Below are 26,980 nucleotides of genomic sequence, written 5' to 3'. Positions count from 1 at the left end.
GGTTCGTCGAGTTGTGAGCGGGAAGGTGCAGCATGCGCGAGGCGACGGCCCGAGGGCCTTCCATCGACATCAGCGAGTTCGAACGGCGCCTGCGCGGCTCCGAGCCCAAGGAACAGAAGCCGGCCGGCGATCCGCTGGCCGAGCTGGCGCGGCTGCTGCACGGCGGGGCCGAGGCGGAGCCCGACCCTTATGGGCGCATGTTCGCCGCCGAGCCCGGCCGCCGCGCCGAGCAGCCGCCGGCCGCGCCGCAGGCTCCGGTGTTCGCGCCCGGCGATCTGCGCGGCACGCTCCCGCCGGAGCCCGAGGCCGAATCCTACTATCATGCCGAGGAGCCGCTGGCGGCCCATGGCGAGTGGGGACGGGAAGAGGCGCAGGATTATCTCGATTATGGCGATGATCCCGACGAGATGGTCGAGGAGGAGCCGCAGCGGCCGAAGGGCTTCTTCGCCGGATTGCGCGAACGGCTGAAGCCCTGGCATGCGGTCGCCGGCGTCGCGACGCTGGGCGCGGTCAGCGTCGGCCTCGTGTTCGGACATCGCAGCGGCGTCGTCGCGCCGCAGGAGATCGCCACCATTCGCGCGCCGGAGGGCCCCGCCAAGGTGCAGCCGCATGTGGTCGCCGAGGCCGCGGCGCCCAAGCCCGGCGCTACGATTCTCGATCGCAGCCAGAGCGCGCCGGTGCGGCAGGTCGTGTCCAATCAGGAACAGCCGATCGATCCGGCGGCGGCCATGCGGGTCGTGCGCCTCGGCGACGGCCCGGTCGACGCGCCGCATGAGCCGGCGGGCTCGCCCTTCGGGGCCGAGCCCAAGCGAGTGAAGACCGTCTCGGTGCGGCCGGACGGCACCGTCATCGAGCGCGACGCGCCGGCGCCGGCCATCGCCCGGCCCGCGCCCGCCGCCCGGCAAGCTCTCCCCGGCGCCGCCAAGCCGGCGCAGGTCCCCGACGCCGGCGCCGCAACGCCGAAAAGCCCGGTGAAGCCGGCGACGACGCCGCACGCCGCCGCGCCCGCCAAGCCGAAAGTGGAAAAGCCGGTCGCGCCGCAGACCGCAGCCGTGGCCGAGCCCGCAGCGCCGGCGCCCGCCCCAGCCGCACCGGGCGCCGCCGGCGGCTTCGCCGTGCAATTCGGCGCCGCGGGGTCCGAGGCGGAGGCGCGCAAGATGATCCAGGACGTCAGCGCCAAATTCGGCGCGCAGCTCGGCGGACGCCGGCCCGGCTACCAATTCGCCAAGGTGGGCGATAAATCCGTTTATCGGGTGCGGGCCGCCGGCATGAGCCGCGAGGCGGCGGTCGGCGTCTGCCAGAAGGTCAAGGCCTCGGGCGGCAATTGCTTCGTCGCCGGCAATTGAGGTGATATGACGCGCGCTTTCATCAGCGGCTGCGCCGGGACCAGCCTCTCGGCGGAGGAAAAAGCCTTTCTGCGCGAGGCGCGGCCCTGGGGCGCGATCCTGTTCCGGCGCAATGTCGAATCGCGCGAGCAGCTGCGGGCGCTGACCGTCGAGATTCGCGAGCAGCTCGGCGCCGAGGCGCCGATCCTCGTCGATCAGGAGGGCGGGCGCGTGCAGCGGCTGGCGCCGCCGCATTGGCGCGCCTATCCTTCCGCCGCCGCTTTCGCCCGGATCGGCCTCGACGCCGCGGCGACGGCGCGTCTCGTTCGCCTCGGCGCGCGGCTCATCGCCCATGACCTCCACGAGGTCGGCGTCGATGTCGACTGCCTGCCGGTGCTCGACACGCCCTGCGACGGCGCCCATGACGTCATCGGCGACCGCGCCTACTGCCGCGATCCCGCCGAAATCGCGCGGCTCGGCCGGGCGGCGGCCGAGGGCCTCCTCGCCGGCGGCGTTCTGCCGGTCATCAAGCATGTTCCAGGACATGGCCGCGCCCGCGCCGATAGCCACAAGGAGCTGCCGGTGGTCGAAGCCTCGCGCGCCGAGCTCGAGGAGAGGGATTTTCAGCCCTTTCGCGCCGACGCCGATCTGCCGCTCGCGATGACCGCCCATGTCGTCTACACCGCGATCGATCCCGAGCGTCCAGGCACGCTCTCGCCGGTGGTGATCGGCGACATCATCCGCGGGCTGATCGGCTTTAACGGCCTGCTGATGACCGACGATCTCTCGATGAAGGCGCTCACGGGGAGCTTCCGCGACCGCGCCGAAGCGGCGATCCGCGCCGGCTGCGACATGGTTCTCCATTGCAATGGCGCGCTGGATGAAGCGCGCGCCGTCGCCGAGGGGGCAGGCGATCTCGACGGCCGCGCGCTGGAGCGAGCCCGGGCGGCGCTCGCCCGCCGTGTGGCTCCCGAGGATTTCGATCCTGTGGACGGCGCCCGCGAATTGGACGCGGCGCTTGCGGCGACCGCCTGATCGGACCAATCTCGCGCTGCTTTGAAGAGGGCGTGAAGCGAGATGGCGCAGGAATTGGCATTCGAGACGGCGGGCGCGGAGGATCGCGCCGCGACCGATCCCGCCTTCCTCGTCGATGTCGATGGCTTCGAGGGACCGCTCGACCTGCTGCTGGAGCTGGCGCGACGGCAGAAGGTCGATCTCGCCCGCATTTCGATTCTCGCTCTCGCCGAGCAATATCTCGGCTTCATCGAGGCGGCGCGCCGCGTGCGGCTGGAGCTCGCCGCCGATTATCTGGTGATGGCGGCCTGGCTCGCTTATCTCAAATCTCGCCTGCTGCTGCCCGAGGCGCCGAAATCCGGGGACGAGCCCTCCGCCGCCGATCTCGCCGCGGCGCTCGCCAATCGGCTTCGCCGGCTGGAGGCGATCCGCGCCGCCTCCGACAAATTGCAGGACCGCGCCCGTCTCGGCCGCGACATGTTCCTGCGCGGCGGACCGGAGGGGATCGAGACCACCACCGCGTCGAATTATCAGGCGAGCCTCTACGATCTCCTCACCGCTTATGCGCGCCAGCGCCAGAAGCAGGCGAAATCCAAGGTCACGCTGCGCCAGCGCACGGTCTGGTCGCTGGCCGAGGCGCGCGAGGCGCTGGAGCGATTCGCCGGCATCGCCACACAATGGACCGCGCTCGATGATTATCTCCTGCGCTATTGCGTCGATGTGCAGACGGCGCGCACGGTCCGCGCCTCGTCCTTCTCGGCCTCGCTCGAGATGGTGCGGGAGGGGCGATTCGAGATCCGGCAGGACCGCCCCTTCGCTCCGTTGTGGCTGAGACGCCGGGACGAGGCGCGTCCGGTTCCGACGGAGCTGGAGCAGGGCGGCCCGCGAGGCTGAGGAGAGCAATGGCGCAGGCGCTGAGACCGATCGAGCTGTTCGACGAGGCGACGCACGCGGAGGCGCTGCGCGAGGCGACGCGCATCGCCGAGGCGCTGCTGTTCGCCGCGAGCGAGCCGCTCGACGAATCGGAGATCGCGCGCCGCCTGCCGGCCGGAGCCGATGTGCAGGCGGCGCTGCAGCGGCTGCGCGAGGACTACGCGCAGCGCGGCGTGCAGCTGACGCGGGCCGGACGCAAATGGTTCTTCCGCACGGCCGCCGATCTCAGCTGGGTGCTGGCGCGCGCGCAGGTGGAGCAGAAGAAGCTGTCGCGCGCCGCGCTGGAGACGCTCGCCATCGTCGCTTATCACCAGCCGGTGACGCGCGCCGAGATCGAGGATGTGCGCGGCGTCGCCGTCGCCAAGGGCACGCTGGACGTGCTGCTCGACACCGGCTGGGTGCGCCTGCGCGGCCGCCGCCGCGCCCCCGGCCGTCCGCTCACTTATGGAACGACCGACGCGTTCCTGATGCATTTCGGCCTCGAGCAGATCGGCGATCTGCCGGGGCTCGACGAGCTGAAGGGCGCCGGCCTGTTCGACGGCGCTCTGCCCAAGGGGTTCGGCGTGCCGCAGCCCTCCGACGACGCCGCGCTGAAAGAGGACGAGGAGCCTCTGGAGGCGGAGGCGGCCGAGGCGTTGGAGATGGAGTTTCTCGACGCGCCGGAGCAGCCGGACGCGCTCGAGGAGGAGTGATCCGGCGCGCTCGGCCGAAGACAGATTCCCGCCGCAACCAGAGCAGTCGCGTCGCGACGCGCGCCTCGGATCGCGAATGCCGATGATCGAGCGTTTTGCGCCGATCCCGCGGCTCCGCTGGCGTTGCGCCTCGAGCGCGGGCATTGCCGATCCGGCTTCAGCCTGATAGAAACGAGCGCTTTTCGTTCGAGCATTTCTCGGAGGTTCGAATGTCGATATCAGGCTTCCTCTCCCAAGTCGCAGGGGAGCGCCCCGCCTCCGATGGGCGACTATTATCCGTCGTTTCCTCGATCCGTTTGCTCACATTGTCGATTTCGCTGCTGGCCTCGGCCGGCGCCGCCGAGGCGAGCATCGTCGTGCGGACCGCTTTCGAAGCTTCCACCATCCCCGCCGGGGCCGGCGTCCAAGTCTATGTCGATGGGGAGAAGATCGGGGCCACCGCCGCCGACGGGCGGTTCGTCATCGGCTCTCTGCCGGTCGGAACGCATCTCATCGGGGCGATCGCCCCCGGCCTCGCCGGCGGCGCCGTCGAGATCGTGGTGAAGAATCCGACGCAGGACAGAGGCGTGGACGTGGTGCTGACCGGGGAAGGTCTCGGCAGCGTCGTTCTTGCGGCGCTGAAGTCCGAAAATATTCCGGTTGTGCCTCTGACGACGACGGACTTTTCGGCGTCCCTCGTCGATCCTGCGACCGGCAAGGCGCGGCCGATCACGAAAATCACCTCGGTCACGGTCGAGCGCACCGTTTCGGGCGAAATTCTGGATTTCACGGCCGGTTTCGAGATCGTGAACGGAACGAAGCTGCGCTTCGTCGCCCCCGCCGGCGTCAATCTGACGCAATATCTGGACGCTGACGCTCGGCATGTGCTGAAAGTGGAGGCGCTGAACGCCGATGGCGCGCTGCTGCGCGCGACGCAGAATCTCTGGATCGGCCGATCGCGAATTTCCGGCAGCTTGCTTCCCCCCGGGTCCAACTCCGGCGTCCCGCTGGGCAATGTGCTCGTCACGCTCGATTTCCTCGGGACCGGGGCGTCAGTCACGACGCGGACGGATCCGAACGGCCGATTCACCTTCAACGCGGTTCCCGCCCTCAATGTCGCTTTCTCCGCGCAATCGCCGTCGAATTCGACGCTCTATAGCGGCCGCGGCGTCGCTTTCATCGATCGCAATGTCGAGGCGCGGCTGAGGCTGCTCGGTCCGTCGGAATATAAGGCCGGAGGAGCGCCGCTCACGATCATCCCGATCGCGTCGCCCGGCGTGCCGAGCGCGAGCGCGGCGGATGTCGCGGAGCGCGCGACGCGCCTCGCGGCGGAGAAGGCGTCGGGCGCTCGCGCCACGCCTGTGGCGATTCCGGCCGCGGGCGGCGGGGTGTCGATCTCGGCGACCTCCGCGCAGCAGGACGCGCGCGTCGTCAGCGTGGCGAGCCTCGATGTTCCCAAGGGCACGGCGAGCGTCACCCTCACTTATTCGGTCACGTCGCGCGAATATCCAGTCTATGTCCTCGGGCAGAGCAAATACAACGACAATTGGGACCTCTCGGTGATCTCGGGGCAGGGCAAGCCGCTGTTCCAAATCGCACGCAACGTCAACTCCCAGGTGAGCCTCGATCCCTTGTGGCGCTGCGACAGCTCGACGGGGCTCGTGTCGACGAAGCTCGATGTTTCGGCCCTCACCCGCACTGGAAGGGCGACGCTCATTCTGACCGGCTCCGCCATGAATGTCGGAGACAGCATCCTGCCGACCACCGTGCAGGCGACGCTCGGAGCGTCGTCCGATGTTCTGCAGGCCACGATCGCGGACATCTATGAGGAGATCCCGGGAACCAAGGACTATTTCAGCATTCCTCAAAAAGGCCGGAAGAACAGCTATCGCAAGGGCTTCGACTTCAAGATCGAGCCGCCCTACGATCTCTCTAGCGCGCGCATCGAATCCGTGAAGGCGCAGATCGGCTTCGGGACGGCCGTAGCGACCGGCGCCAAGATTTTCCAGGGGAAGGCGACCGCCATCGGGACCGACATGTTCCGCGTGCCCGTGACCTTCGGAGGCGACAATCCGCTCGCGTCGCCGATCGTCGGCGCGCCGCCGCCCGCGCACAATATGTGCTATTATTTCACCATCAATGCGAAAGTAGGCGGCTCGACCAAGACGCTGCAGATCGTTTCGCCGCTCGTTCATGCGCTCTGGACCTTGCCGTCAGACGTCCCGCGCTACGGTCCGCGCGCGATGGGCGGAGACGGCTGGGTCTCGAAAGGCGGATATGAGTGGCTGAAGACGAACGTCGCCCTGCTGTCGCGCGTCGACGATATTTCCGGCGAGCATGGGCGCAGCCTCGGCGGCTCCGGCCATGAGGATGGCGTGGCGATCGACATCGCTCATTTCGCGCCGATCGACGCGTCGAGCGGGCTGAAGAACTATCTCGCTCTGACGGCCCTGGCCCAGCGCGTCAGGGACGGCGACGCCGCGGCGGCCGCTCGCCTCGTCGCATGGGCCAATGCGGAGAGAGCCGGGCTTTCCGGGCTCGCCTCGCTCTCGGGCGTCGCCGAAGTTCGCACCGTTTTCGGCGCGGCCACGACCGGACTTCAATCGGGGTGGTTGTGGGGCCTGCTGCGATATGGCGTCATCATCAGCAGTGGCGGGATCGTTTATGTGGACGGCGGAATTGCGCTGAACGACAAGATCCGGCCCGCCGCCGGCAATGACCTGCGTCATCACATCGTGCTCAATCGCAAGCAATTGGCCAACACGCCGTGAGCCAGACGCGAGCGCTTTCCGATTGAACGGAATCGTTCGATCGAAGAGAATTCGCTCAAACGAAAGAACGCTAGAGCGCTATCCGATCCGATTGGATCGGATAGCGCTCTAGCCGCCGCGCTCGAAAGATTGTTTTACGGCCCCGGCCTCTGGCGTTTGCGGTCGCAGGGGACTAGATTAGCCACGCGGCGCTGCGGGGTGCGTGTCGGACTTTAATTCCCCGGGGCCTTATCGATCTCCAAGGGAGCTGTCCCTGGCCTTGCCCGTGGGCTCGGTCACTACGGCGCCCACCTACGTTGTAGGTTCCCGGGATCGATGTCCCACGGCTCACGCGGCCCGCGCTCTTCATTACCGGACCAATGCGCCTCATGACTGTTGACGTGAAAGCCGATTTGCGCCGACATGCGCTCGCTCGTCGCGACCTCGTCACCCATGTTGAAGCTCATGAGGCGGCGCTCGCTGTCGCCTCGCGAGCGCTGGCCTTGTCGCGCGAGCTGGCGCGGCGCGCGGAAGATGTCGTCTCCGTCTATTGGCCGATCCGCAGCGAGCTCAACACCCGTCCGTTGCTCGAGGCGCTGGCCGACGCCAAGATCGCGACGGTTCTTCCGGTGATGACGGCGGTGAAGCAGCCGCTGGTCTTCCGCGCCTTCACGCCGGGCGACGCGCTGGTCAAAGGCCCGTTCGGCCTGTCGGAGCCCTCCGACGACAAGCCGGCGCTGGAGCCGGACATCGTCTTCTCGCCGCTCGCCGCCTTCGATCGCAATGGCTGCCGACTCGGCTATGGCGGTGGGATTTATGATGCGACGCTCGCCGAGCTGCGCGCCAAGAAGCGCGTCGTCGCGATCGGGATCGCCTATGCCTGCCAGGAGGCGGAGGCCGTCCCGACCGAGCCGCACGATCAGCGGCTCGACTTTCTGCTCACCGAGCAGGAGCTGATCGCCTTTTGAGAAGGCGACGGCGCGCCCGAATCACGCGATTCCGACAGACAGGCGGAAGCTCAGCCGCGTCGCAGATAGCGACGGCGGATGAAGGCCGTCAGACTTTCCTTGTCGAGCTGCTGCAGCCGCTCGTGCAGCCGGTTGGCGTGCGCCAGCACATTTTCGGCCCAGGCCCGGATCTCGGCGGATTCAGCGCCGGAGCGGTCGCGCAGCTCGGTGAGGCCGGCGATGTGCTCGCGAGCGGCGGCGAGCTCATGCGCGACAGCCTCCGCGGCGGCCGAGATGCGCGCGAAATCGGCCGTCAGTCGATTCCGCTCTTCCATGAGCACCCGTATATGCTCCTGCGCTTGCGCGCCGTCGGCATTCGGCTTGCGCGCCGCTTCGAGCTCGCTCTGCGCCGCGGCGGCGGCCGAGAGGGCCTTCGCCTTCTCCTCGGTCAGCGACGCGATTTGCGCGCGCGCGGCGGTCAATTCCTTCTTCGCCGTGTCGGCCGCCGCCTGCGCTTGCGCGGCGATCTTGTCCTTTTCCGCTCTCAGCGCAGCAACTTTGGCGGCGAGATCGCTCTCGGCGGCGGGCTTCGGCGGCGTGGCGGGATCGGCGGCCGCCGGCGCAGCCGGCTTCGGCGCCGGCGCGGCGGGGGGCTTGGCCGGCGCAGCTGGCTTGGGCGCCGCCGCAGTCGGTTCGGCGTTCGCCGCGGGGGCAGGTTTGGCGGCTGGCGCCGCGGGTTTCGGCGCAGGAGCCGCAGGGGCGGACGTCGCCGCATTCGGCGAGGCGTCCGGCTTGGCGGCGGGCGCTGGGGCGGCAGGTTTGGGCGCGGCCGCATTCGGCGCTGGCTTGGCGGCGGGCGCCGGCGCGGCAGGTTTGGGCGCGGCAGGAGCGGGCGCCGCGGCATTCGGCGCCGCGTCCGGCTTCACGGCGGGCGCTGCCGCCGCGGGCTTGGGGGCGGCAGGGGTGGGCGCGGCCGCATTCGGCGCAGGCGCCGATTTGGCGGCGGGCGCGGGAGCGGCGGGTTTGGGCGCCGCGGCGGCAGGCGTTGGCGCAGCTGCTTTCGGCGCGGCGGCCGGGGCAGGCGCAGGTTTGGCCGGCGCGGGCGCGGGATTCGGCGCCGCAGGACTCGGGCTGGCGGGCGCCGGATTCGATGGCCTGGCGTCGCGCATATCTGCGGCGGCATACGCCGGCGGCGTCGAGAGGGACTGGCCCGAAACTTGTTGATCGTCGGCTTGCGGCATAGCGGGACCTTAGCGTCCGCGGCGGGGGCCGTCAACGCGGCGGCCGTTTTCGCGCAGGCTCCTTCAGGACGAAGGTCGGGGATCTTGTCCTCAGCCCGATTGTCTCGTGTTTTCGCGCCCGACCCGGCGGCACTTGGCGCCATGGGCGAACCACTGATAAAATGTGAAAACTCGATTACGCCGGCTGAAGGAGGGTCGCTCTTGCCGCTCACGCGCTCGCACGCCATCGGCGCCGTCTTCGGCCTCTCGCTTCTTTCCGCCGCCGCGCGCGCGGGCGATGCGCCGATCGCCGCGGTTCCGGACGGCTGGATCGTGACCGTGCGCGCCACCGGCGCGCTGACGCCGAGCTACCCCGGTTCGGCTCGGCTGCGGCCCTATCCATTCCCTGCGATCGACATTCGCCGGATCGGCGAGCCGGAACTGTTCTCGACGCCGGACGAGGGCTTCGGCTTCGCGCTCATCGACACCAAGGGACTGCGCGTCGGGCCGGTCGCCAATTTCGTCTTCAAGCGCGGGCAGCGCGACGGGCTGACCGGCGTCCACACGGTCTCGCTCACACATGAGATCGGCGGCTTCATCGAATATCGCGCCGGCGAGCATTTTCGCGCGCGCGCGGAGCTGCGGCAGGGGATCGACGGCCATGAGGGCTTCGTCGCCGCGCTCGGCGCCGATGTTTTCGGCGGCGACGGCCGCGCCACCGTCTCGCTCGGGCCGCGTCTCAGCCTCGGCGACAATCGCTACGCCAACGCCTATTTCTCGGTGACGCCGGCCGAAGCGACGCTCAACGGCCGTCTCGCGCCCTATGAGGCGACCGGCGGCTTCACCTCGGCGGGCGGGCTCGCCACCTTCCGTTATGATTTCACCAAGAATATGAACGCGACGCTCTATGGCGGGCTGCAGCGGCTCACCGGCAGCGTCGGCTCGAGCCCGATTCCGAACGAGGTCGGCTCGCGCAATCAATTCACCGCCGGCCTCTCGATCGCGCGATCCTTCGAGATCCGCGGCTTCACCTGGTGAGGGCGGCGCCCGCGCTCACGGCGCGAGCGGATTCGCCAGCTCTCCCGCCAGCGCTTTGGCGATGAGGCCGCGCGTCTCCTCGACGCCGAACAGAGCGACGAAGGAGCCGAAGCGCGGCCCGCGGCTCTCGCCGAGCAGAATCTCATAGAGCATGTTGAAGAAATCATTCGACACGCCCGGCCGCTCCGCCGTCGCGCCCTTGGCCTCGAGGTTCTGATAGCGTGGCACGGCGCGCGCGACGTCATAGAGCGCGGTCTGAATCTCCTCGGCGCTCGCGCCCTTCGGCAGGGCGGCCAAAGTCTCCGAGATGTTCGTCAGCACCGCGCGCTCGACGTCGTCGGCGGCGCGATAGCGCTTGGCCGGCCGCACGAAATCGCGAAAATAGGCGACCGCATAGCCGACGAGCCTGTCGAGTCGTGGATGATTCTGCGGCGACACATTCGGCGCATAGCGGCGCAGAAAGCCCCACAGAACCGCCGGGTCTTCGGCATTGGCGACGGTCGCGAGATTGAGCAGCATGGAGAAGGAGATTGCCGTCCCCTTGGCGTCGCCCTCATGGGCGAGCGTCTCCGGCTCGGGCGGCGCGCCGAAATGCAGATGCCAGACCGGATTGCCGAGCCGCTCCTTCCAGGCCTGCCGCTGATAGGCCTCGAGGAAGGAGAGATAGTCGTCGACATTGCGCGGGATCACGTCGAAATAGAGCTTCTTGGCCGCTGTCGGCTTTTGAAACATGAATTGGGCGAGGCTCTCGGGGCTGGCGTAGGTCAGCCATTCCTCGATGGTGAGGCCATTGCCCTTGGACTTCGAGATTTTCTGGCCCTTCTCGTCGAGGAAGAGCTCATAATTGAAGCCCTCGGGCGGCCTGCCGCCGAGCGCGCGCACGATGGCCGAGGACAGCTTCACCGAATCGATGAGATCCTTGCCGGCCATCTCGTAATCGACCGAGAGCGCATACCAGCGCATCGCCCAGTCGGGCTTCCATTGCAGCTTGCAATGGCCGCCGGTCACGGGCGTTACGAAGGCTTCGCCCGTCTCGGGGTCGCGCCAGGAGATGGTCCCAGCCGCCGCATCGAGCGAATCGAGCGGAACCTGCATCACGATCCCCGTCGTCGGATGGATCGGCAGGAAGGGCGAATAGGTCGCCGCGCGCTCCTCGCGGAACGTCGGCAGCATGATCTTCATCACCTCGTCGTAGCGCGCCAGCATATGCAGCAGCGCCGCGTCGAAGCGGCCGGTGGTGTAGTATTGCGTCGACGAGGCGAATTCGTAAGTAAAGCCGAAGGCGTCGAGAAAGGCGCGCAGCCGCGCATTATTATGCGCGCCGAAGCTGTCATGCGTGCCGAACGGGTCCGGCACCTTGGTGAGCGGCTTACCGAGATGGGCCGCGACGAGCTCCTTATTGGGAATATTGTCGGGAACCTTGCGCAGCCCGTCCATATCGTCGGAGAAGGCGAGGAGGCGCGTCGCGATTTTGCCTTCGGTCAGCACCTCGAAGGCGTGACGCACCATGGAGGTGCGCGCCACCTCGCCGAAAGTGCCGATATGCGGCAGGCCCGAGGGCCATAGCCCGTCTCGAACAGCACGCTGCTCTGCCCGGTCTCGGCTACGCGTTTGACCAGCTTGCGCGCCTCCTCGAACGGCCAGGCCGGCGAGACGCGGGCGGCTTCGACGAGATCGGCGGGCAGAGAGTCGGGGCGGGGCATGGCGTCGCTTTGCTGCGGTTGCGAAGAAGGCGCGCACACTATGGGCGCGGGCTGCGCGCGTCAACGCGCGGCCACGGCCGCCGCATCTCCAAAAATCTCCGTTCGGTTCTGGCGCGATCTTCGGGGCAGGCGCGTCTCAACGGAGCAGAACGCCGAGACCGACGAGGCGATCTGTCGAACGGAGCGAGAGGAGCGTCGAATGGCCTGGGACGAAGAGGACGACACGATCTACACGGTCGTCGTCAATCATGAAGAGCAATATTCTATCTGGCCCGAGTATAAAGAGCTTCCGGCCGGCTGGCGCGCCGTCGGCAAGACCGGCCCGAAGGCCGAATGCCTCGCCTATATCAAAGAAATCTGGACCGACATGCGGCCGTTGAGCTTGCGGCGGCGGATGGACGGCGAGGCCGTCGCCAATTCCTGACCGATGCGCTGCGCTTCGGCGGCGCGGGCGACCGCGCGGCCGCTCGCGGCCAGATGCGGAGATGCGCAAGGTGAGCGGTTTCGATTATGTGGTCGAGGAGCGCGACGCGCTCTCGGCCGAGGAATTCACGCGCCGCCATGTGGCGCAGCGCCGCCCGGTTCTGCTGCGCGGCGCCTTGTCGAAATGCGGCGCGCTCGCAGGCTGGTCGCTCGCGGGGCTGCGCGAGCGGGCGGGCGCGACAGAAGTCACGCTGAAGGACTGGAGCGCGTCGGGCATTCGGGTGACGCGCTCGCGCCTCGACGCCTATATCGACGGTCTCGACGCCTATGAGCGCGCCATTCGCGCCGGCGGCGAGGCTGCGGCGCCGTCCTATCTCCACGATATTCCGCTGACCAGCGTGCTGCCCGGCGCCGCGCGCGATCTCGCGCCGTTTCCGCAGGCGTTCTTCCCCGGCTGGTATGGCGCGCAATGGACCTTGTTCGCGCAAATGTTCCTCGGGCCGTCGACGAGCCTGACGCCGCTGCATTTCGACTGTCTGCTCACGCATAATCTCTTCTTCCAGGTGTGGGGGCGCAAGCGCTTCATCCTCGTTCCGCATGAGGAGCTGGCCAAATGCTACCCGCGCGATTGGCGCTGGTGCCGCGTCGACGCCGAGCGGCCGGATTTCGAGAGATTCCCGCTGTTTCGAGAAGCGCGGCGCGCCGAGATCGTGGTCGAGGCGGGCGATCTTCTCTACATGCCGCCAGGCGTGCTGCATCATGTGCGCAGCCTCGAATGCTCGCTCTCCTTCAATGTCGACTGGCATACGCGGGGCAGCGTCGCGCGCGGCGTCGCGGCGGCGGCGCGCGGCATGCCGGCGAAGAATGTCTATTATAATCTGCTCATCGCGCTCGGCCTCTGGGGCGGCGTCCCCATGCGCCATGTGCTGCCTTATTATAAATCCTATCTCAGCTATATTTCCTGAGCGGCCGCCGCCGCCGCGTCACGAGACGTCGCGACGATCGAGGCGGCGTCGCTGCGAGGAGCGCAGCAGCGAAAATCCATGGGACTCGAGAGCGAGCCTTCAGGCTCGCTCTTTGGACACATCGATTTCGGGGACACAGACCACACGAGAGCGCCCGAAAAGGATGGCTTTCTCGCAGGCGGCCTTATACTGCTCTGCGCAGAGCCTCTCGAGCAGCGGTCGCGGCGATACTCATGTCTCCTTCTTTTCGTCCTCTCGTCCTTCGTTGTCTCACGGCGGCGGCGCTGCTGTCGCTTTGCGCCTGCGGCGATCGCGAGAGCGTCGGGCCGGAGCCGGGGCAGCCGAGCTTCTATCGTTCGCTCGCCGCGCCCGGCGCTCGGGTCGACGCGCAGGCGGCGCGCGATATGATCTCGCTCTATCGCAGCAACAACGGTCTCTCGGCGCTCGATGTCGACGCCACCTTGCAGCAGGCGGCGCAGGCGCAGGCGGACGCCATGGCCGCCGCCAATTCGCTCGCCCATGACGTGCGCGGCACGCTGGACGAGCGGCTCACGGCGCGCGGCATGAGGAGCGCGCGCGCGGCGGAGAATGTCTCGGCCGGCTATCATACGCTCGCCGAGGCGTTTTCGGGCTGGCGCCAGTCGCCGCCGCATAATCGCAATCTGTTGATGAAGGGCGCGACCCGCATGGGGATCGGCGCCGCTTTTGCGCCGGGGACGAAATACAAGGTCTATTGGGCGCTGATCCTCGCCGATTGACCCCGCCCGGTCACGCGCGCTTCCGCTTGCCGCGCCCGCGCGGCGAGCGCTTCGTCGCCGTCTCCTCGCGCACGTAGCGAACGCCGAGGAAGAAGAGAATCTGCGCTCCGCCGGGAGCCGGCGGCAGGCTCGCCGCTGCTCTCGGCTTCGGCCGCAAGGCTATGATCTCGCCCATGCCGTCGCCCCCCGCGACTATGCGCTATCGCCGCGTGTCGCTGAGGCCAGCAGAAACGCCGAGAGTTAATGTCGCGTCAACGCAAGCGTCCTAAAACCGTCACATCGGGACTCTTCTTGCGGCGCCATTGTCGATGTTTCACGGCGAGAGTGAACGATTTTCGGCGGCGGCGCTGCTCGGAGCGATCGTCGGCCGCTTTGTCGCGCATCCTCGGCAGTCTCCGAGCGATCTGGACCAGTTCGAGAAGCTCGCCTGCGGTCTGATCGAGCTTCTCGACGCCGAGGCGGTCGCCGATTGCGCGGCCGATCTCTGCGCCTATCCCGAAACGCCGCCGGGCGTTTTCACCGCTCTGCTCGAGAAGGGCGGACGCGCGGCGCGCATGGTCCTCGAGCGCGCGCCATCCCTGCACGCCGGGCTCCTCCGCGTCACCGCCGAGCATGGTCCGGCCGAGCTCGCAGCGGCCATTGCGCGGCGTGAGACTCTGGATTGCAGAATGATCGTCGTCCTGGCCTCGCGCGGCGAGAGCGAGGTGCTCTGCGCGCTCGCCGCCAATCGGCGCATCCATCTCGACCAGGCGGCGCGGCGCGCGCTGGCGCAGAGGGGACGGGACGATCTGCGGCTCGCCCGCATCCTGCTCGACCGGGATGATCTGTCGCTCGACGTCGAGCCCTTGTTCCTCGCCGCGGACGCGCGCGAGCGTTGCGCGATTCTCCTCGCGGCGACCTCGAGGGCGCTGTCCTGCGGCGGGCCGGAGCCGGTCAGCCGGCCGGCGCCGCAAATCCTCGCGCGCATCCGGCAATGCGCGCGGGCGCGCGATCCGGACGCGCTGGCCGGGGCTTTGGCCGAGGGGCTCGACTGTCGCAAGGCGCGCACGCGCGCGATGCTCGCCGACCCCGGCGGCGAGGCGTTGGCCCTGGCGTTGCTCACGCTCGGCGTCGATGAAGAGCTGGCGATCCGCATTTTCCTCGGCGCGGAGCGCGCGGCGCCCGATGTCGAGCGCGTGCGCGCGCTCATCGCGCTGATGCGCTCGATCCCGCTGCGGGCGGCGCAGTGGCTCGTTGCGGCGATCACCGGCGCGGCGCGGCCGGATCGCGTCGTCACGCCCGCCTGTCAGCGTGTTTCGGTCTCGGAGGTCGGCCCGGCGCGGCGCAAGAAGGGCCGGCGGCGCGGCGCCGAGGTCGGCTCGTAGCGGCCTCGCGTCTATCAATCTGGAGCGCTGAAGAGCGAGCCTGAAGGCTCGCGGTCCAAGAGTGGCCCCTGGACCGCGAGCCTTCAGGCTCGCTTCTCTCGACCTATTTCTCTATCGGCGCGAGATCGACGAAGGGCCGGCCCTCGCGGTCCTCGATCTCGACGAGCCAGAGATCGGAGTCGAAGGCGATCTCCTTCCTCACCCGCTCCTCGGCTTCGAAGGGCGCGATCCATTCGTCGCGGTGGAGACGCGTGAACAGGCGATCGACGCCCTCGGGGAGGTCCTCGCTCTGCGGCGCCGGCGCGAGCAGAGCGGCGCGTCCGTCGAGACGATCGATCTTCACGAACACCGCGCCGGCCTCGGCGGCGCCGCGCCGGCGCAACATTGCGCTGGCCCCGGCGACCTCCGCGCGGCGGATCAGAGCGGCGACGAATATGTCCGAGCGCAGCCGCATTCAGTTGGCGCGCACGGGCGGCGTCGGATGCGCGGCATGCGCCGTCGCGGCGGGACCGGTCGTCGTGGCGGGGGCGGGAGTCGTCGTCGTGGCGGCGGCCTTGGCGCGCAAACGGTGCAGAACGGCGGGATCGAGCTCGCCCTTGGCCTGCAAGCCGTTGGCGTGCTCGAATTTTTCGAGCGCCCGCCGGGTCGCCGCGCCCATCACGCCGTCGGGCTGAACGGAATAGCCCAATTTGGCCAGCGCCTGCTGCGCGGCCTTGATGGTCTTCTCGTTCTCGGCGGATTTCGGCGCGCCGATCAGGGCGCCGATCGCGTCGCCGCGGCGCTTCTCCGCCGGGCGCGCCGGCTCGGTCTTCATGGCGACGGGCCTTTGCGCCGGCGCTTCCGGGGCCGGCTCCTCGATCAGCGCGCGCGGCGGCGGGGCGGGGGGCGCCACGAGATGCGCGTGCTTGGGCTCGGGCGCCGTCGCCTTCTGGAACAGTGGCGCCGGATGGCGTCCGTCCTGCAGATAGAGCGCGTTGAGCGGCACGCCGATGGCGACCAGAGCGGCGAAGCCCAGGAACATGATGGCGCGGCGACGGCCGCCGAAGAGGCGCGTCGCGGCGGTCTTCTTGCCCGCGTGGCCGGCGCGGCGCTTCTGCTCGCGGTCGTCGAGCAGCATGTCATGATTGGCGGCGGCGAGAGCTTCACGCAATTTTCTTCACCATGTCGTCGCGGATGTCGAGGTCGTCGCGGATGTCGAGGATCGCGCCGCGGCGCGCGGTCGTCTCGATCCGGGCGAGGGCGGGCGAGCGGTTCTGATGCGGCCGGCAGTCGAGCGGCAGGCGCACGGTGACGCAGGTGCCGCGCTGCGGGGCGCTCTCGACGGCGATGGCGCCGCCATGCAGCCCGACGAGGCCGCGCACCACCGAGAGGCCGAGGCCGGTGCCCTCATAGGCGCGGTCATAGGCGGCGCTGGCCTGGAAGAAGGGATCGCCGAGCCGGCCGAGATCGGCGGCGGCGATGCCGATGCCGCTGTCGCTGACCGCGATGGCGAGGCGATTGCCGTCCGGATAGAGCCGCACCGCCACGCGTCCGTCGGCGGGGGTGAACTTCACCGCATTGGACAGAAGATTGATGAGGATCTGCTTGCAGGCGCGCTTGTCGCCGACGATCTCCGGCAGGCCGTCGGCATAATCGCAGGCGAGCGCGATGCGGGCCTGCTCGGCCTTCAGCTGCATCATCTTCACGCATTGGTCGGCGAGCTCTTGCGCGGAGAAGGGCTCTGGCACGATCTGCATCGAGCCCGATTCGATCTTCGACATGTCGAGGATCGAATTGACGACGGCGAGCAGATGCTGACCCGAATTGTGGATGATCTCCGCATATTCGCGTCGCTTGGAGGGATCGGCGGGTGAGAGCTGCTCGCTCGCCAGCATGTCCGAGAAGCCGATGATGGCGTTGAGCGGCGTGCGCAGCTCATGGCTCACATTGGCGAGGAAGCGGGTCTTGCCGGCGCTGGCCAGCGCGCTCTCGCGGCGCGCCTCGGCGAGCATGTCCTCGGCGCGGCGCGCCGCCGTCACATCGGCGAGAAAGCAGATCACGCCCGCCCCGTCGCCGGCCGGACGGCTGCGCGCCTCGAAGCTGTTGAACACCGGCTCGGCATATTCGCCGGCGCCCGGTGCGGAGCCGATGCGCAGCCGCAGCTCGGCGCAGGCCGGCGCGTTGGTGGCGATCGTGTCGGAAACGAGCTTCAGAAAGGCCGGCCGGTCGGCGACATGGACGCGATGAAACAAGCCGCGGCCCATCAGATCGGCGGTCTCGAGCCCGTAGATGCGGTGCCGATCGCCGACGAGCCGGGAAACGGCGCCGCCTTCGTCGAAGCCGATGATCAATTCGCCGGCCGCCTCGCCGAGCAGAGCGAGTTCCGCCGCGCGGCGATCGGTCTCGCCCGCATCGAGACGGGCGAGGCGGATCGCGCCGGCGGCGAGCGCGGTGGCGTAGGCGACCAGCGGGGCCGCGAGCGCAAGGGCGAGGGCGCCGCCCGCAGCGAGGGTCAGCAGGCCGGCGCCGGCGGCGACAGCGCCGAGCAGCGCCATGTCCAGAGCCAGAGCCGCCTCGACGAGGGCCATGGCGATGAACGGCGCGAGCGCGGCGGCCGAAGCGCCGCCGACGGCCGCGCAGGCGCCGGCGAAGATCAGCCAGCCGGCGGCGGATGCGGCCTGCGCGAGGCGCAGATCGTCGAAGCGCAGCAGCGCGACCACCGACAGCAGGGGAAGCTGAGCGAGGGCGAACAGCAGGCTCTCGCCCAAGCTCGGCGCGCCGGCGATCACCACCCAGAGAGGGGCGGCGAGCAGCACCGCGGCGGCGAGCGCGAGGCGCGGCGCCAGAAAGGCGACGCGGCGCGCGCGCTCCGCTCGGGAGAGCGCTCGTCTCGATTGCGCCAGCCGCTCGATCCAATCTCGCGCCACTGGCGGCCAAGTTACAGAAAGCTTACGCAAATTGGCGCTCCTGTTCGCCGCCAATCTGGCAAATCCGTCTTAAGTGACTGCTAAACCGATCGCAGGAACGACGCGTTTGCGGCGCAGGGCGACGAGAATGCGCCTTATGGTTTGCGACTTCTTGCCGAAAGCGGCGGCGGCGCGCGTTTACGCGGCGGTAGCAATTGGGGCCGATTGTGGGCGCGTGGCGGCGAGCGGCCGCCTGGAGCATAAGGACAGCCGCCGTGCTCACCCTGTTGAAATGCGTGATTTTTCTCGGGATCGTCCTGATCGCGATCGCCGCGCGCGAGGGCGGACGCGACGAGCGGCCGGCGCGCCTCGCCGCCGCGCGGCCTTCGACCCGGGCCGGCGCGCCCGCGGAAACTACCGTCATGATCGGCGCAGCGCGCGCGGCCTTGTCGGATGTCGCGGATCAGGCCGTCGGCCGCGCAGCGGAGGCGGCGCGGGAGCACTGCCTCGCGCATCCGCTCGATTGCTTGCGCGCCGCCGAGAAGCTGCAGTCGATCAAGGCCGAGTCCGGGCGGCGCTGAGCGGCCGGCGCCGGGCTTGCATCCAGAGGAAGCGATTGCGCGGAAACGGACAGTCGCCATATTAGACTGAGCGTTACGCGCGCATCCTAGGGGCGAGTGAACATCGGGCGACGGACATGGCCATAGACGAGATCATCGGCAATTTCGAAATGCTCGACGAGTGGGAGGATCGCTACCGCTATCTCATCGAGCTCGGCCGAACGCTGGAGCCTCTGCCCAAGGAGGCCTACACGGAAGAGAACAAGGTGCGCGGCTGCGCCAGCCAGGTGTGGCTGGAGAGCAAGCTGAGCAAGGAGGGGCCCGGCGCGCCGGTCCTGTCCTTCCGCGGCGACAGCGACGCGCATATCGTGCGCGGCCTCGTCGCGCTGATCTTGGCGCTCTATTCGGGCCGTCCGGCCGACGAGATCATGAGCCTCGACGCGATGCCGCTGTTCACCGACCTCGGCCTCGCCCAGCATTTGACGCCCCAGCGCAGCAATGGCGTGCGCTCCATGGTCGAGCGCATCAAGAACGAGGCGCACGCCGCTCTGGCGTGAGCGATCACGAGAAGCCGCAAGGATTGGGGCGGCGTCATTGCGAGGAGCGAAGCGACGAAGCAATCCAGGGGCCGCCCCACGGCTCTAGATTGCTTCGCTCCGCTCGCAATGACGGCCCCGGCTTCCGTCGGTTTACTTCATGATGCCTGCTTTTGACGCGAAGGCCGCCTTCCCCACGAGTGGGAGAAGGGCACGGCCCTTTCGCTTTTGATCACACATTTCCCAGGCACACATATTTGATCTCGAGATAATCCTCGATCCCGTATTTGGAGCCTTCGCGCCCCATGCCCGACTGCTTCACGCCTCCGAAAGGCGCCGCCTCGCTCGACATCAGCGATTCGTTCACCCCCACCATGCCGAACTCCAGCGCCTCCGCCACGCGGAAGGCCCGGGCGATGTCGCGGCAGTAGAAATAGGCGGCGAGGCCGTATTGCGTGGAATTGGCGAGGCGGATCGCCTCCGCCTCGTCCTCGAACGGAATGATCGCCGCGACGGGGCCGAAAATCTCCTCCCGGAAAATCTCCATCTCCGGCGAGACGTCCGCCAGCACGGTCGGCGCATAGAAGGTCCCGCCGAGCGCATGACGCGCGCCGCCGGTCAGCACTTTCGCGCCACGGGCGCGCGCGTCGGCGACGAGGCGCTCGACCTTGGCGGCGGCGGCCTCCTCGATCAGCGGGCCGATGACGACGCCGGGCTCGACGCCGCGGCCGACCTTCAGCGCCGCGACGGCGGCGGCGAGCTTTTGCGCGAAGGGGCCGGCGACGCCGCGCTCGACCAGAAAGCGATTGGCGCAGACGCAGGTCTGGCCGCTGTTGCGATATTTGGTCGCCAGCGCGCCCTTCACCGCAAGGTCGAGATCGGCGTCGCCGAACACGATGAAGGGCGCGTTGCCGCCGAGCTCCATCGAGCATTTCTGCACATTCTCCGCCGCCTGCCGCAGCAGGATCTTTCCCACCTCGGTGGAGCCGGTGAAGGTGATCTTGCGCACGAGGGCGTTGCCGGTGAGCTCGGCGCCGACCGGCGCGGGATCATTGGTCGTCACCACATTGAACACGCCGTCGGGCACGCCGGCGCGCTGCGCCATCTCGGCGAGGGCGATGGCCGAGAGCGGCGTCAGCTCGGCCGGCTTCACCACCATCGTGCAGCCGGCCGCGATCGCCGCGCCGGCCTTGCGGCAGATCATCGCAGAGGGAAAATTCCAGGGCGTGATCGCCGCGGTGACGCCGATCGCCTGCTTCATCACCAGAATGCGCTTGTCGCGCGACTGCTGCGGGATGATGTCGCCATAGACGCGGCGGCCCTCTTCGGCGAACCAGTCGAGATAGGCCGCGCCATAGGCGATCTCGCCGCGCGCCTCGGCCAGCGGCTTGCCCTGCTCGGCGGTGATGATCTGCGCGAGCCGCTCCTGCTCGGCGAGCATCGCCTCATGCCAGCGGCGCATGATCTGCGCCCGCTCCTTGGCGAGACGGCCGCGCCAGCCGGGCAGCGCGCGCGCCGCCGCCTCTATGGCCCGGCGCGTCTCGGCCGCGCCCATGTCCGGGACCTCGGCGATGACCGCGTCGGTCGCCGGATCGCGCACGGCAAAGGTCGCGCCGCTGTCGGCGGCGACAAAGGCGCCGTCGATGAAAGCCTGCTGGCGAAAGGGACGGGGCTCTCTGGCGGTCATTTCGGCGCTCCGGACGCTACGAAGGGGCTTTCGAATACGGCGCCTTCGCCTCTCGACACAACATCCGCATCCGGCAAATCCGAAGGGACCGCCGGGCGCAGCGCTCGCGCTGCCCGAAATCCGGCGCTTTCCGGCCTTATGCGGCGCTCGCGCGCGCTGGCTTGGAACCATGGCGCGGCCTTGCGCGTCATCGGCGTGACGATGCGCAATCTAATATGGCTTCGCCGTCGAAAACCGACATAATCGCGGGGATTCGCGGCGCCGTCCGAGCTTGCGCCCGCCCCCGACGCCACCAGCGAGATCCGAACTTGGCCGATTTCCGCAGCTTTCTTCCGATGACGCGCCGCGGCGCGCTCTCCGCTCTCTCGAGCCTCGCCGGCCTCGCCGCGCCGGGCTGGATGATCCGCCCGGCGCCCGCTCGAGCCGACGCCGGAGAGACAGAGAGCTATGGCTTGTCGATCTTCGGCGAGCTCGCGGAAAAGGAGGACTTCCCCCATTTCGCCTATGTGAATCCGAACGCCCCCAAGGGCGGCGTGCTGGTGATGGAGCCGCCGCCGCCCGAGAAGAGCAGCTATGATTCGCTGAACCCTTACATTCTGCGCGGCAATCCGGCGGCGGGCGTCGGCCTCATCTACGATACGTTGATGACCTCGAGCCTCGACGAGCGCGACGCGCTCTATGGCCTCGTCGCCAAGAAGGTGCGCATCTCCGCCGACAAGCTCACCTACACATTTCTCCTGCGCAAGGAGGCGCGCTTCCACGACGGAACGCCGCTCACCGCGCATGACGTCGCCTTCTCGCTCGAGCTCTTGAAGACGCAGGGCCATCCGATGATCTCGCAAATGCTGCGCGATCTCGTCGGCGCGCAAGCGGTCGCCGACGACGTGCTGGTGGTGACGCTCGCGCCCGGCCGCGCCCGCGAGCTGCCGATCATCGTCGCCAGCCAGCCGATCTTCTCCAAGGCCTATTACACACAGCACAGATTCGACGAGACGACGCTGGAGCCGCCGCTCGGCTCCTCGGCCTATAAGATCGGCCCGCTCGATCCCGGCCGTTTCATCTCGTTCCAGCGCGTGCCGGACTATTGGGCCAAGGACCTTCCGGTCAATGTCGGCCAGGCCAATTTCGAGGCGATCCGCTTCGATTATTACGGCGACCGCAATGTCGCCTTCGAGGCGTTCAAGGCCGGCTCCTTCACCGTGCATGAGGAGTTCACCTCGGCGATCTGGGCGAAGGGCTACGATTTCCCCGCCTTCCGCGACGGACGCGTGAAGCGCGAGGAGATTCCCGATTACAACATCTCCGGCACGCAGGGTTGGTTCTTCAACACGCGCCGCAGCGTGTTCAAAGACCCGCGCGTGCGCGAGGCGCTCGGCTACGCCTTCGATTTCGAATGGACCAACCGCAATCTGATGTATGACTCTTATAAACGCACCAGCTCCTATTTCGAGAATTCCGATCTCGAGGCGGTGGGCGCGCCGACGCCGGCGGAGCTGGCGTTGCTCGAGCCCTTCCGCGACCGCGTGCCTGCGGAAGTGTTCGGCGAGCCGTTTCAGCCGCCGGTGTCGGACGGCTCGGGCCAGGATCGCGCGCTGCTGCGCAAGGCGGTCGATCTTCTCACCGCCGCCGGCTGCACGCGCAAGAACGGCGTGCTCTATTTGCCGGACGGCAAGCCGCTCGAATTCGAGTTCCTGTATAATTCGAGCATGTTCGAGCGGCACACCCAGCCCTTCATCAAGAATCTGAAGCTCATCGGAGTCAACGCCCGCATTCGCGTCGTCGATGCGGCGCAATACAAGGCGCGCCTCGACGATTTCGACTATGACGTGATCATGGAGCGCGTGCGCATCGCCTATTCGCCGGGCGAGGAGTTGCGCATCATGTTCAGCTCCGAGGCGGCGCGGACGAAGGGCTCGCAGAATGTGACCGGCGTCGCCGATCCGGTTGTCGACGCGCTGATCGAGAAGGCGCTCGTCGCCAATTCGCGCGAGGAGCTCGCCGCCATCTGCCGCGCGCTCGACCGCGTGCAGATCGCCGGCCGCTATTGGATTCCGCATTATTACAAGCCGACCCATTGGATCGCCCATTGGGACGTGTTCGGCCGTCCTGGCCGCTATCCGCGTTTCGACACCGGCATCGCCGCCACATGGTGGTGGGACGACGAGAAGGCGCGCAAGATCAATTACGCGGGGCGCTGACGCATGGCCGCTTATATCGCCCGACGCTTGCTGCTGATGATCCCGACGATTCTCGGCATCATGCTGATCTCCTTCGTCGTGGTGCAATTCGCGCCCGGCGGCCCGGTGGAGCGCGTGATCGCGCAGCTGCAGGGCTATGACATGGGCGCGACCTCGCGCTTCTCCGGCGGCGCAGGCGATGTCGGTCGCGCCGGCGGAGCGCAGATCGGCGCCGACGCCGGCTCCAAATATCGCGGCGCGCAGGGGCTCGATCCCAAATTCATCGCCGAGCTGGAAAAGCAGTTCGGCTTCGACAAGCCGGCCTGGGAACGCTTTCTGCTGATGGTGAAGAATTACGCCGTCTTCGATTTCGGCCGCAGCTATTTCCGCGACGAGAGCGTGCTGAAGCTGATCGGCGAGAAGCTGCCGGTCTCCATGTCGCTCGGCCTGTGGATGACGCTGATCTCCTATTCTGTGTCGATTCCGCTCGGCATCGCCAAGGCGGTGCGCGACGGCGAGCGCTTCGACTCCTGGACCTCCAATCTCATCATCATCGGCTACGCCATTCCGAGCTTCCTCTTCGCCATGCTGCTGATCGTTCTGTTCTCCGGCGGCTCTTTCTGGCAGATCTTCCCTCTGCGCGGTCTCACTTCCGATAATTTCGCCGAGCTCTCGTTCGTCGGAAAGATCGGCGATTATCTCTGGCACATCTTCCTGCCGGTCTTAGCGATGACGCTCGGCGCCTTCGCGACGCAGACGTTCTTGACCAAGAACTCCTTCCTCGACGAAATCCGGAAGCAATATGTGCAGACCGCGCGCATGAAGGGCTTGACCGAAAATCGCGTGCTCTATGGCCATGTGTTCCGCAACGCCATGCTCATCGTCATCGCCGGCTTTCCGGGCGCTTTCGTTCACGCCTTCTTGACCGGCTCGGTGCTGATCGAGACGATCTTCTCGCTCGACGGGCTCGGCTATCTCTCCTATGAGTCGATCGTCAATCGCGATTATCCGGTCGTCTTCGCCAATCTCTATATTTTCGCGCTGCTCGGGCTCGTGGTGAATCTCCTCTCCGACCTCACCTACACATGGATCGATCCTCGCATCGATTTCGAGACGCGCGAGGTGTGACGCATGAACGAGACCCGCGCTTTCTCTTTCGATCCGAAGCAGCGTCTCGCGCCGGCCATTCCCGGCGAAGGATGGCTGCGGCTGCGTCCGATCGACCGCCGCCGGCTCGCCAACTTCAAGGCCAATCGCCGCGGCTTCCTGTCCTTCTTCCTATTCATGACGCTGTTCGTCATGTCGCTGCTCGCGAATGTCATCGCCAATGACAAGCCGATCCTCGCTTATTACAAAGGCGAGCTGCTGTTCCCCATTTTGAAAGATTATCCCGAGGAGAAATTCGGCGGCTTTCTCGCGCGCACCGATTATCGCGATCCGGTGATCGAGAAGGAGATCGAGGCCAATGGCTGGATGGTCTGGCCGCCGATCCGCTATTCCTACAACACGCATAATCTCGATCTGCCGACGCCGGCGCCGTCGCCGCCCACCTGGGCTTTGAGCAAGGCGCAATGCGAGGCGGCGGCGGCCAAGAAGCTCGGGCCGGAAAATGTCCATTTCGGCTGCTCGGCGATCGAATGGAACTGGCTCGGCACCGATGATCAGGGCCGCGACGTCGTCGCGCGGCTGATCTATGGCTTCCGCATCTCCGTGCTGTTCGGCCTCATATTGGCGGGCGTCTCTTCCGTCATCGGCGTCGCCGCGGGCGCGGTGCAGGGATTTTTCGGCGGCCGCGTCGATCTCGTGTTCCAGCGCTTCATCGAAGTGTGGTCGTCGCTGCCGCAGCTCTATCTTCTCATCATCATCTCTTCGTTCCTGGTGCCGGGCTTTTTCGTTCTGCTCGGCATATTGCTGATGTTCTCCTGGGTCTCGCTCGTGCATGTGGTGCGCGCGGAATTTTTGCGCGCGCGCAATTTCGAATATGTGAACGCCGCGCGCGCGCTCGGCCTCTCCAATTTCCGCATCATCACGCGGCATCTCCTGCCCAATGCGACGGTCGCGACCTTGACCTTCCTGCCCTTCGTGCTCAACTCCTCGATCACGACGCTGACCTCGCTGGACTTCTTGGGGTTTGGCCTGCCGCCGGGCTCGCCGTCGCTCGGCGAGCTGCTGTTGCAGGGCAAATCCAATCTCCAGGCGCCCTGGCTCGGCCTCACCGGCTTCGCGGTAATCGCGCTGATGCTCTCGCTTCTGGTGTTCATCGGCGAGGCCGTGCGCGACGCTTTCGACCCGCGGAAGACGTTTCGGTGAAGGTCTCGCGCAGAGAATCAGAGACCCGGCGGCAAACGCCTTTTCTCATTCCATGGCCGCCGATCTTTCGCTAGAGTTGGAGCTGGATCTCGCACGGCGGCGCGGTCCCCAAATCCGCCGATCGGAGCTTCCCTATGATCAGACATCTCGCCGCTGCATTGATCGCGCTCACGAGCTCCGCCTTCGCGGAATCTATGCGCGGAGCCGAGGAGCTCGAGCCGCGCGATATCGTGTTCAAGGACGATCCGGCCTTTCCGAGAGGCGGGCAGACCGCGGTCGTTTATGGCGATCCGTCCAAGCCCGGACTGTTCATCATCCGCGCCAAGTTCCCGCCGAACTATCTCGTCCCGCCGCATACGCATCCGGTGTTCGAGTCGGTGACCGTCTTGAGCGGCTCCATGGGGAGCGGAATGGGCGTGACGGTCGACAAGGCGAAAGGCAAGATTCTCGGAGCCGGCTCCCTGCTTCTTCTCCCGGCGAACGATCCGCATTATGTCTGGTCGGGCGACGAGGAAACGATCATTCAGGTCGCGGCGGTCGGTCCTTTCGACCTCGTCTACACCGATCCGAAGGACGATCCGCGGAAGAGATAGACGAGCGGAGCGAGTTTGATGTCGTCGAGTCCTCTCGCTCGGGCTCATAAGAAAATCCCCACGCAACGCTTTTGAATGGAGTCGAGCCATGAACAAGATCGTCCGACCCCATTATCCGGCGGAAAACCTTCCCGAGGACTTGCGACGTGAGTTCGCTGGCGCACGGGACGTCACGATCACGATCGAAACAGAGCAGGATGACCAGCGGGATCGCCTCGCGCTGCTCGAGGCGTTGTTCGCGGCGAGACGACCGCCTTTCCGCACCATAGAGGAAATTAATGAAGACCTTCGGCGAGACCGCGACGATTGGGACAGGTAGCGCCCCGTGAGTCCACGCATCTATCTCGACGCGAATGTTTTTCATTTATTTCATCGAGGGCCACTCGTCCGTCGCCGATCCGTTGCGGGAGCTGTTCATGATGCTCGCTTGGAGTCCTCTCGCCGCATGGACGAGCGAGCCGACCCTCGCCGAGACCTCGCTCCTCCGCGCCGAGCCGATGCGCTTCCTCTGGCCGAGAAGCAGCCGAAATATCTCGACCTCCTCATTCACAGCAATATCGTCCAGCTCGTGCCCGTGGATCGCGACATTCTCGTTCGAACCGCCGAATTGCGCGAAGTCACGAGGCATAGGCTCGCCGACGCGATCCATGTCGCTTCGGCGGCGAGATCGGAATGCGCCTATTTCGTGTCGGGAGACGCTGACGCCAAACGCCTCCCTGATGGAATGACCTGGATTGCTCCCGACATCGAGGGTGTGCGAATGATTGTGGATGCCCTCGCATGACACTACGCCGACGTTTTCGCCGGGGCATTGACGCCTCGACGTGAGAAAGACGTTGCGGTGAGGCCGTGATATGGTCCTTGTGACTGGAGCCGTCCATGAAGATCGTCCGCGAACATTATCCCACCTCGCGCCTGCCCGAGGATCTGCGCGAAGAGATCGGAGACAATGCAATGGTCACAGTGACGATCGTGGTCGAGCCCGTGGAAGGGCGGAAGAGCGATTGGTTCTCGCGTCACGCGCACATCCAGCGTGACCATTTCAAATCGACCGAAGAGGTCAATGAATATGTCCGGTCTCTGCGCGACGAGTGGAGTCACCGCGAGAGATGACGACCCAC

26 protein-coding genes, 1 other RNA gene and 1 pseudogene are annotated in these 26,980 nt (G+C 67.3%); 21 read left to right on the top strand and 7 right to left on the bottom strand.

Annotated features, from left to right (window positions below; translation table 11 throughout):
- Window positions 1-32: 32 nt before the first annotated feature.
- From CQW49_RS06215 to CQW49_RS06185, 7 genes are all read left to right on the top strand, one after another.
- Window positions 33-1,346: an SPOR domain-containing protein gene (locus tag CQW49_RS06215; protein WP_024749943.1), complete on the top strand. Its 1,314-nt coding sequence runs from the start codon at window positions 33-35 to the stop codon at window positions 1,344-1,346.
- A 6-nt stretch (window positions 1,347-1,352) separates the two neighbouring features.
- A complete protein-coding gene (gene nagZ, locus CQW49_RS06210) occupies window positions 1,353-2,360 on the top strand; it encodes a beta-N-acetylhexosaminidase (RefSeq protein ID WP_003615718.1) in 1,008 nt (335 codons plus the stop codon).
- Window positions 2,361-2,402: 42 nt separating this feature from the next.
- Window positions 2,403-3,233 carry a segregation and condensation protein A gene (locus tag CQW49_RS06205; RefSeq protein WP_003615720.1) on the top strand — a complete coding sequence of 277 codons (831 nt, stop codon included), beginning with the start codon at window positions 2,403-2,405 and terminating at the stop codon, window positions 3,231-3,233.
- Between the two features lie 8 nt (window positions 3,234-3,241).
- Window positions 3,242-3,964, top strand: coding sequence for an SMC-Scp complex subunit ScpB (gene scpB / locus CQW49_RS06200; RefSeq protein ID WP_003615722.1), 723 nt, complete (start codon window positions 3,242-3,244; stop codon window positions 3,962-3,964).
- Window positions 3,965-4,173: 209 nt separating this feature from the next.
- Window positions 4,174-6,714: a carboxypeptidase-like regulatory domain-containing protein gene (locus tag CQW49_RS06195; protein WP_003615723.1), complete on the top strand. Its 2,541-nt coding sequence runs from the start codon at window positions 4,174-4,176 to the stop codon at window positions 6,712-6,714.
- A 185-nt stretch (window positions 6,715-6,899) separates the two neighbouring features.
- A non-coding RNA gene (gene ssrS / locus CQW49_RS06190) (6S RNA) lies at window positions 6,900-7,055 on the top strand.
- Between the two features lie 27 nt (window positions 7,056-7,082).
- Complete coding sequence (locus CQW49_RS06185) at window positions 7,083-7,661, top strand: 5-formyltetrahydrofolate cyclo-ligase (protein ID WP_003615725.1); 579 nt, start codon at window positions 7,083-7,085, stop codon at window positions 7,659-7,661.
- Window positions 7,662-7,711: 50 nt separating this feature from the next.
- Here the strand turns inward: CQW49_RS06185 and CQW49_RS24410 are convergent, their stop codons facing one another.
- Window positions 7,712-8,566: a hypothetical protein gene (locus CQW49_RS24410; protein ID WP_051418767.1), complete on the bottom strand. Its 855-nt coding sequence runs from the start codon at window positions 8,564-8,566 to the stop codon at window positions 7,712-7,714.
- 516 nt (window positions 8,567-9,082) lie between these two features.
- On the opposite strand from CQW49_RS24410, the gene CQW49_RS06170 reads away from it, so the two are divergent.
- Window positions 9,083-9,898: a MipA/OmpV family protein gene (locus tag CQW49_RS06170; RefSeq protein ID WP_003613390.1), complete on the top strand. Its 816-nt coding sequence runs from the start codon at window positions 9,083-9,085 to the stop codon at window positions 9,896-9,898.
- A gap of 15 nt (window positions 9,899-9,913) precedes the next feature.
- On the opposite strand, the pseudogene CQW49_RS06165 reads toward CQW49_RS06170, so the two are convergent.
- Window positions 9,914-11,601 (bottom strand): annotated as a pseudogene (locus CQW49_RS06165) (lysine--tRNA ligase).
- A 199-nt stretch (window positions 11,602-11,800) separates the two neighbouring features.
- Between CQW49_RS06165 and CQW49_RS06160 the strand changes: the two are divergent.
- The 3 genes from CQW49_RS06160 to CQW49_RS06150 all read left to right on the top strand — a co-directional run bounded on the left by CQW49_RS06160 (window position 11,801) and on the right by CQW49_RS06150 (window position 13,747).
- Window positions 11,801-12,025 (top strand): MbtH family protein, encoded by a 225-nt coding sequence (locus tag CQW49_RS06160; protein ID WP_003613392.1) that lies wholly within the window; start codon window positions 11,801-11,803, stop codon window positions 12,023-12,025.
- A 61-nt stretch (window positions 12,026-12,086) separates the two neighbouring features.
- On the top strand, window positions 12,087-12,989 hold the full coding sequence (locus tag CQW49_RS06155; protein ID WP_040566540.1) for a cupin-like domain-containing protein: 903 nt from the start codon (window positions 12,087-12,089) through the stop codon (window positions 12,987-12,989).
- Window positions 12,990-13,222: 233 nt separating this feature from the next.
- Window positions 13,223-13,747 (top strand): CAP domain-containing protein, encoded by a 525-nt coding sequence (locus CQW49_RS06150; protein ID WP_003613394.1) that lies wholly within the window; start codon window positions 13,223-13,225, stop codon window positions 13,745-13,747.
- A 10-nt stretch (window positions 13,748-13,757) separates the two neighbouring features.
- Here CQW49_RS06150 and CQW49_RS25055 read toward each other — a convergent pair whose 3' ends face one another.
- Window positions 13,758-13,922 (bottom strand): hypothetical protein, encoded by a 165-nt coding sequence (locus CQW49_RS25055; protein WP_003613395.1) that lies wholly within the window; start codon window positions 13,920-13,922, stop codon window positions 13,758-13,760.
- Between the two features lie 133 nt (window positions 13,923-14,055).
- Here CQW49_RS25055 and CQW49_RS06145 point away from each other — a divergent pair, with 133 nt between their 5' ends.
- Window positions 14,056-15,111, top strand: coding sequence for a DUF2336 domain-containing protein (locus CQW49_RS06145; protein ID WP_003613396.1), 1,056 nt, complete (start codon window positions 14,056-14,058; stop codon window positions 15,109-15,111).
- Between the two features lie 103 nt (window positions 15,112-15,214).
- Here the strand turns inward: CQW49_RS06145 and CQW49_RS06140 are convergent, their stop codons facing one another.
- Genes CQW49_RS06140 through CQW49_RS06130 form a run of 3 tightly spaced genes read right to left on the bottom strand, consistent with a single transcriptional unit; the run spans window position 15,215 to window position 18,047 of the window.
- A complete protein-coding gene (locus CQW49_RS06140) occupies window positions 15,215-15,565 on the bottom strand; it encodes a DUF1491 family protein (protein ID WP_003613397.1) in 351 nt (116 codons plus the stop codon).
- Window positions 15,566-16,261, bottom strand: a complete 696-nt coding sequence (locus tag CQW49_RS06135) for a peptidoglycan-binding domain-containing protein (protein WP_024749946.1) — start codon at window positions 16,259-16,261, stop codon at window positions 15,566-15,568.
- Window positions 16,254-18,047 (bottom strand): sensor histidine kinase, encoded by a 1,794-nt coding sequence (locus CQW49_RS06130; protein ID WP_003613401.1) that lies wholly within the window; start codon window positions 18,045-18,047, stop codon window positions 16,254-16,256. The genes CQW49_RS06135 and CQW49_RS06130 overlap by 8 nt, the downstream gene beginning before the upstream one ends.
- A gap of 224 nt (window positions 18,048-18,271) precedes the next feature.
- Between CQW49_RS06130 and CQW49_RS06125 the strand changes: the two genes are divergently transcribed.
- Both CQW49_RS06125 and CQW49_RS06120 read left to right on the top strand, forming a co-directional pair.
- Complete coding sequence (locus CQW49_RS06125; protein ID WP_003613403.1) at window positions 18,272-18,577, top strand: hypothetical protein; 306 nt, start codon at window positions 18,272-18,274, stop codon at window positions 18,575-18,577.
- 116 nt (window positions 18,578-18,693) lie between these two features.
- Complete coding sequence (locus CQW49_RS06120; protein WP_003613405.1) at window positions 18,694-19,113, top strand: SufE family protein; 420 nt, start codon at window positions 18,694-18,696, stop codon at window positions 19,111-19,113.
- Window positions 19,114-19,324: 211 nt separating this feature from the next.
- Here the strand turns inward: CQW49_RS06120 and CQW49_RS06115 are convergent, their stop codons facing one another.
- Entirely contained in the window at window positions 19,325-20,779 is a 1,455-nt protein-coding gene (locus CQW49_RS06115; RefSeq protein WP_003613406.1) for an NAD-dependent succinate-semialdehyde dehydrogenase, read from the bottom strand.
- Window positions 20,780-21,114: 335 nt separating this feature from the next.
- On the opposite strand from CQW49_RS06115, the gene CQW49_RS06110 reads away from it, so the two are divergent.
- From CQW49_RS06110 to CQW49_RS06080, 7 genes are all read left to right on the top strand, one after another.
- Window positions 21,115-22,977: an extracellular solute-binding protein gene (locus tag CQW49_RS06110; protein ID WP_099831865.1), complete on the top strand. Its 1,863-nt coding sequence runs from the start codon at window positions 21,115-21,117 to the stop codon at window positions 22,975-22,977.
- Window positions 22,978-22,980: 3 nt separating this feature from the next.
- Window positions 22,981-24,084 (top strand): microcin C ABC transporter permease YejB, encoded by a 1,104-nt coding sequence (locus CQW49_RS06105; RefSeq protein WP_003613408.1) that lies wholly within the window; start codon window positions 22,981-22,983, stop codon window positions 24,082-24,084.
- 3 nt (window positions 24,085-24,087) lie between these two features.
- The gene (locus CQW49_RS06100) at window positions 24,088-25,266 is read left to right on the top strand and encodes an ABC transporter permease (RefSeq protein WP_003613409.1); all 1,179 of its coding nucleotides are present in this window, start codon (window positions 24,088-24,090) and stop codon (window positions 25,264-25,266) included.
- Between the two features lie 134 nt (window positions 25,267-25,400).
- The gene (locus CQW49_RS06095) at window positions 25,401-25,859 is read left to right on the top strand and encodes a cupin domain-containing protein (RefSeq protein WP_003613410.1); all 459 of its coding nucleotides are present in this window, start codon (window positions 25,401-25,403) and stop codon (window positions 25,857-25,859) included.
- An 88-nt stretch (window positions 25,860-25,947) separates the two neighbouring features.
- The gene (locus CQW49_RS06090) at window positions 25,948-26,178 is read left to right on the top strand and encodes a hypothetical protein (protein ID WP_003613411.1); all 231 of its coding nucleotides are present in this window, start codon (window positions 25,948-25,950) and stop codon (window positions 26,176-26,178) included.
- Window positions 26,179-26,304: 126 nt separating this feature from the next.
- Window positions 26,305-26,643 (top strand): type II toxin-antitoxin system VapC family toxin, encoded by a 339-nt coding sequence (locus tag CQW49_RS26290; protein WP_003613412.1) that lies wholly within the window; start codon window positions 26,305-26,307, stop codon window positions 26,641-26,643.
- Between the two features lie 95 nt (window positions 26,644-26,738).
- Window positions 26,739-26,972, top strand: coding sequence for a hypothetical protein (locus CQW49_RS06080; protein WP_003613414.1), 234 nt, complete (start codon window positions 26,739-26,741; stop codon window positions 26,970-26,972).
- Window positions 26,973-26,980 lie beyond the last annotated feature (8 nt).

The sequence above is a fragment of the Methylosinus trichosporium OB3b genome (assembly GCF_002752655.1).
GTDB lineage: Bacteria > Pseudomonadota > Alphaproteobacteria > Rhizobiales > Beijerinckiaceae > Methylosinus > Methylosinus trichosporium.
This window is presented reverse-complemented; position numbering and strand designations above follow the sequence as displayed.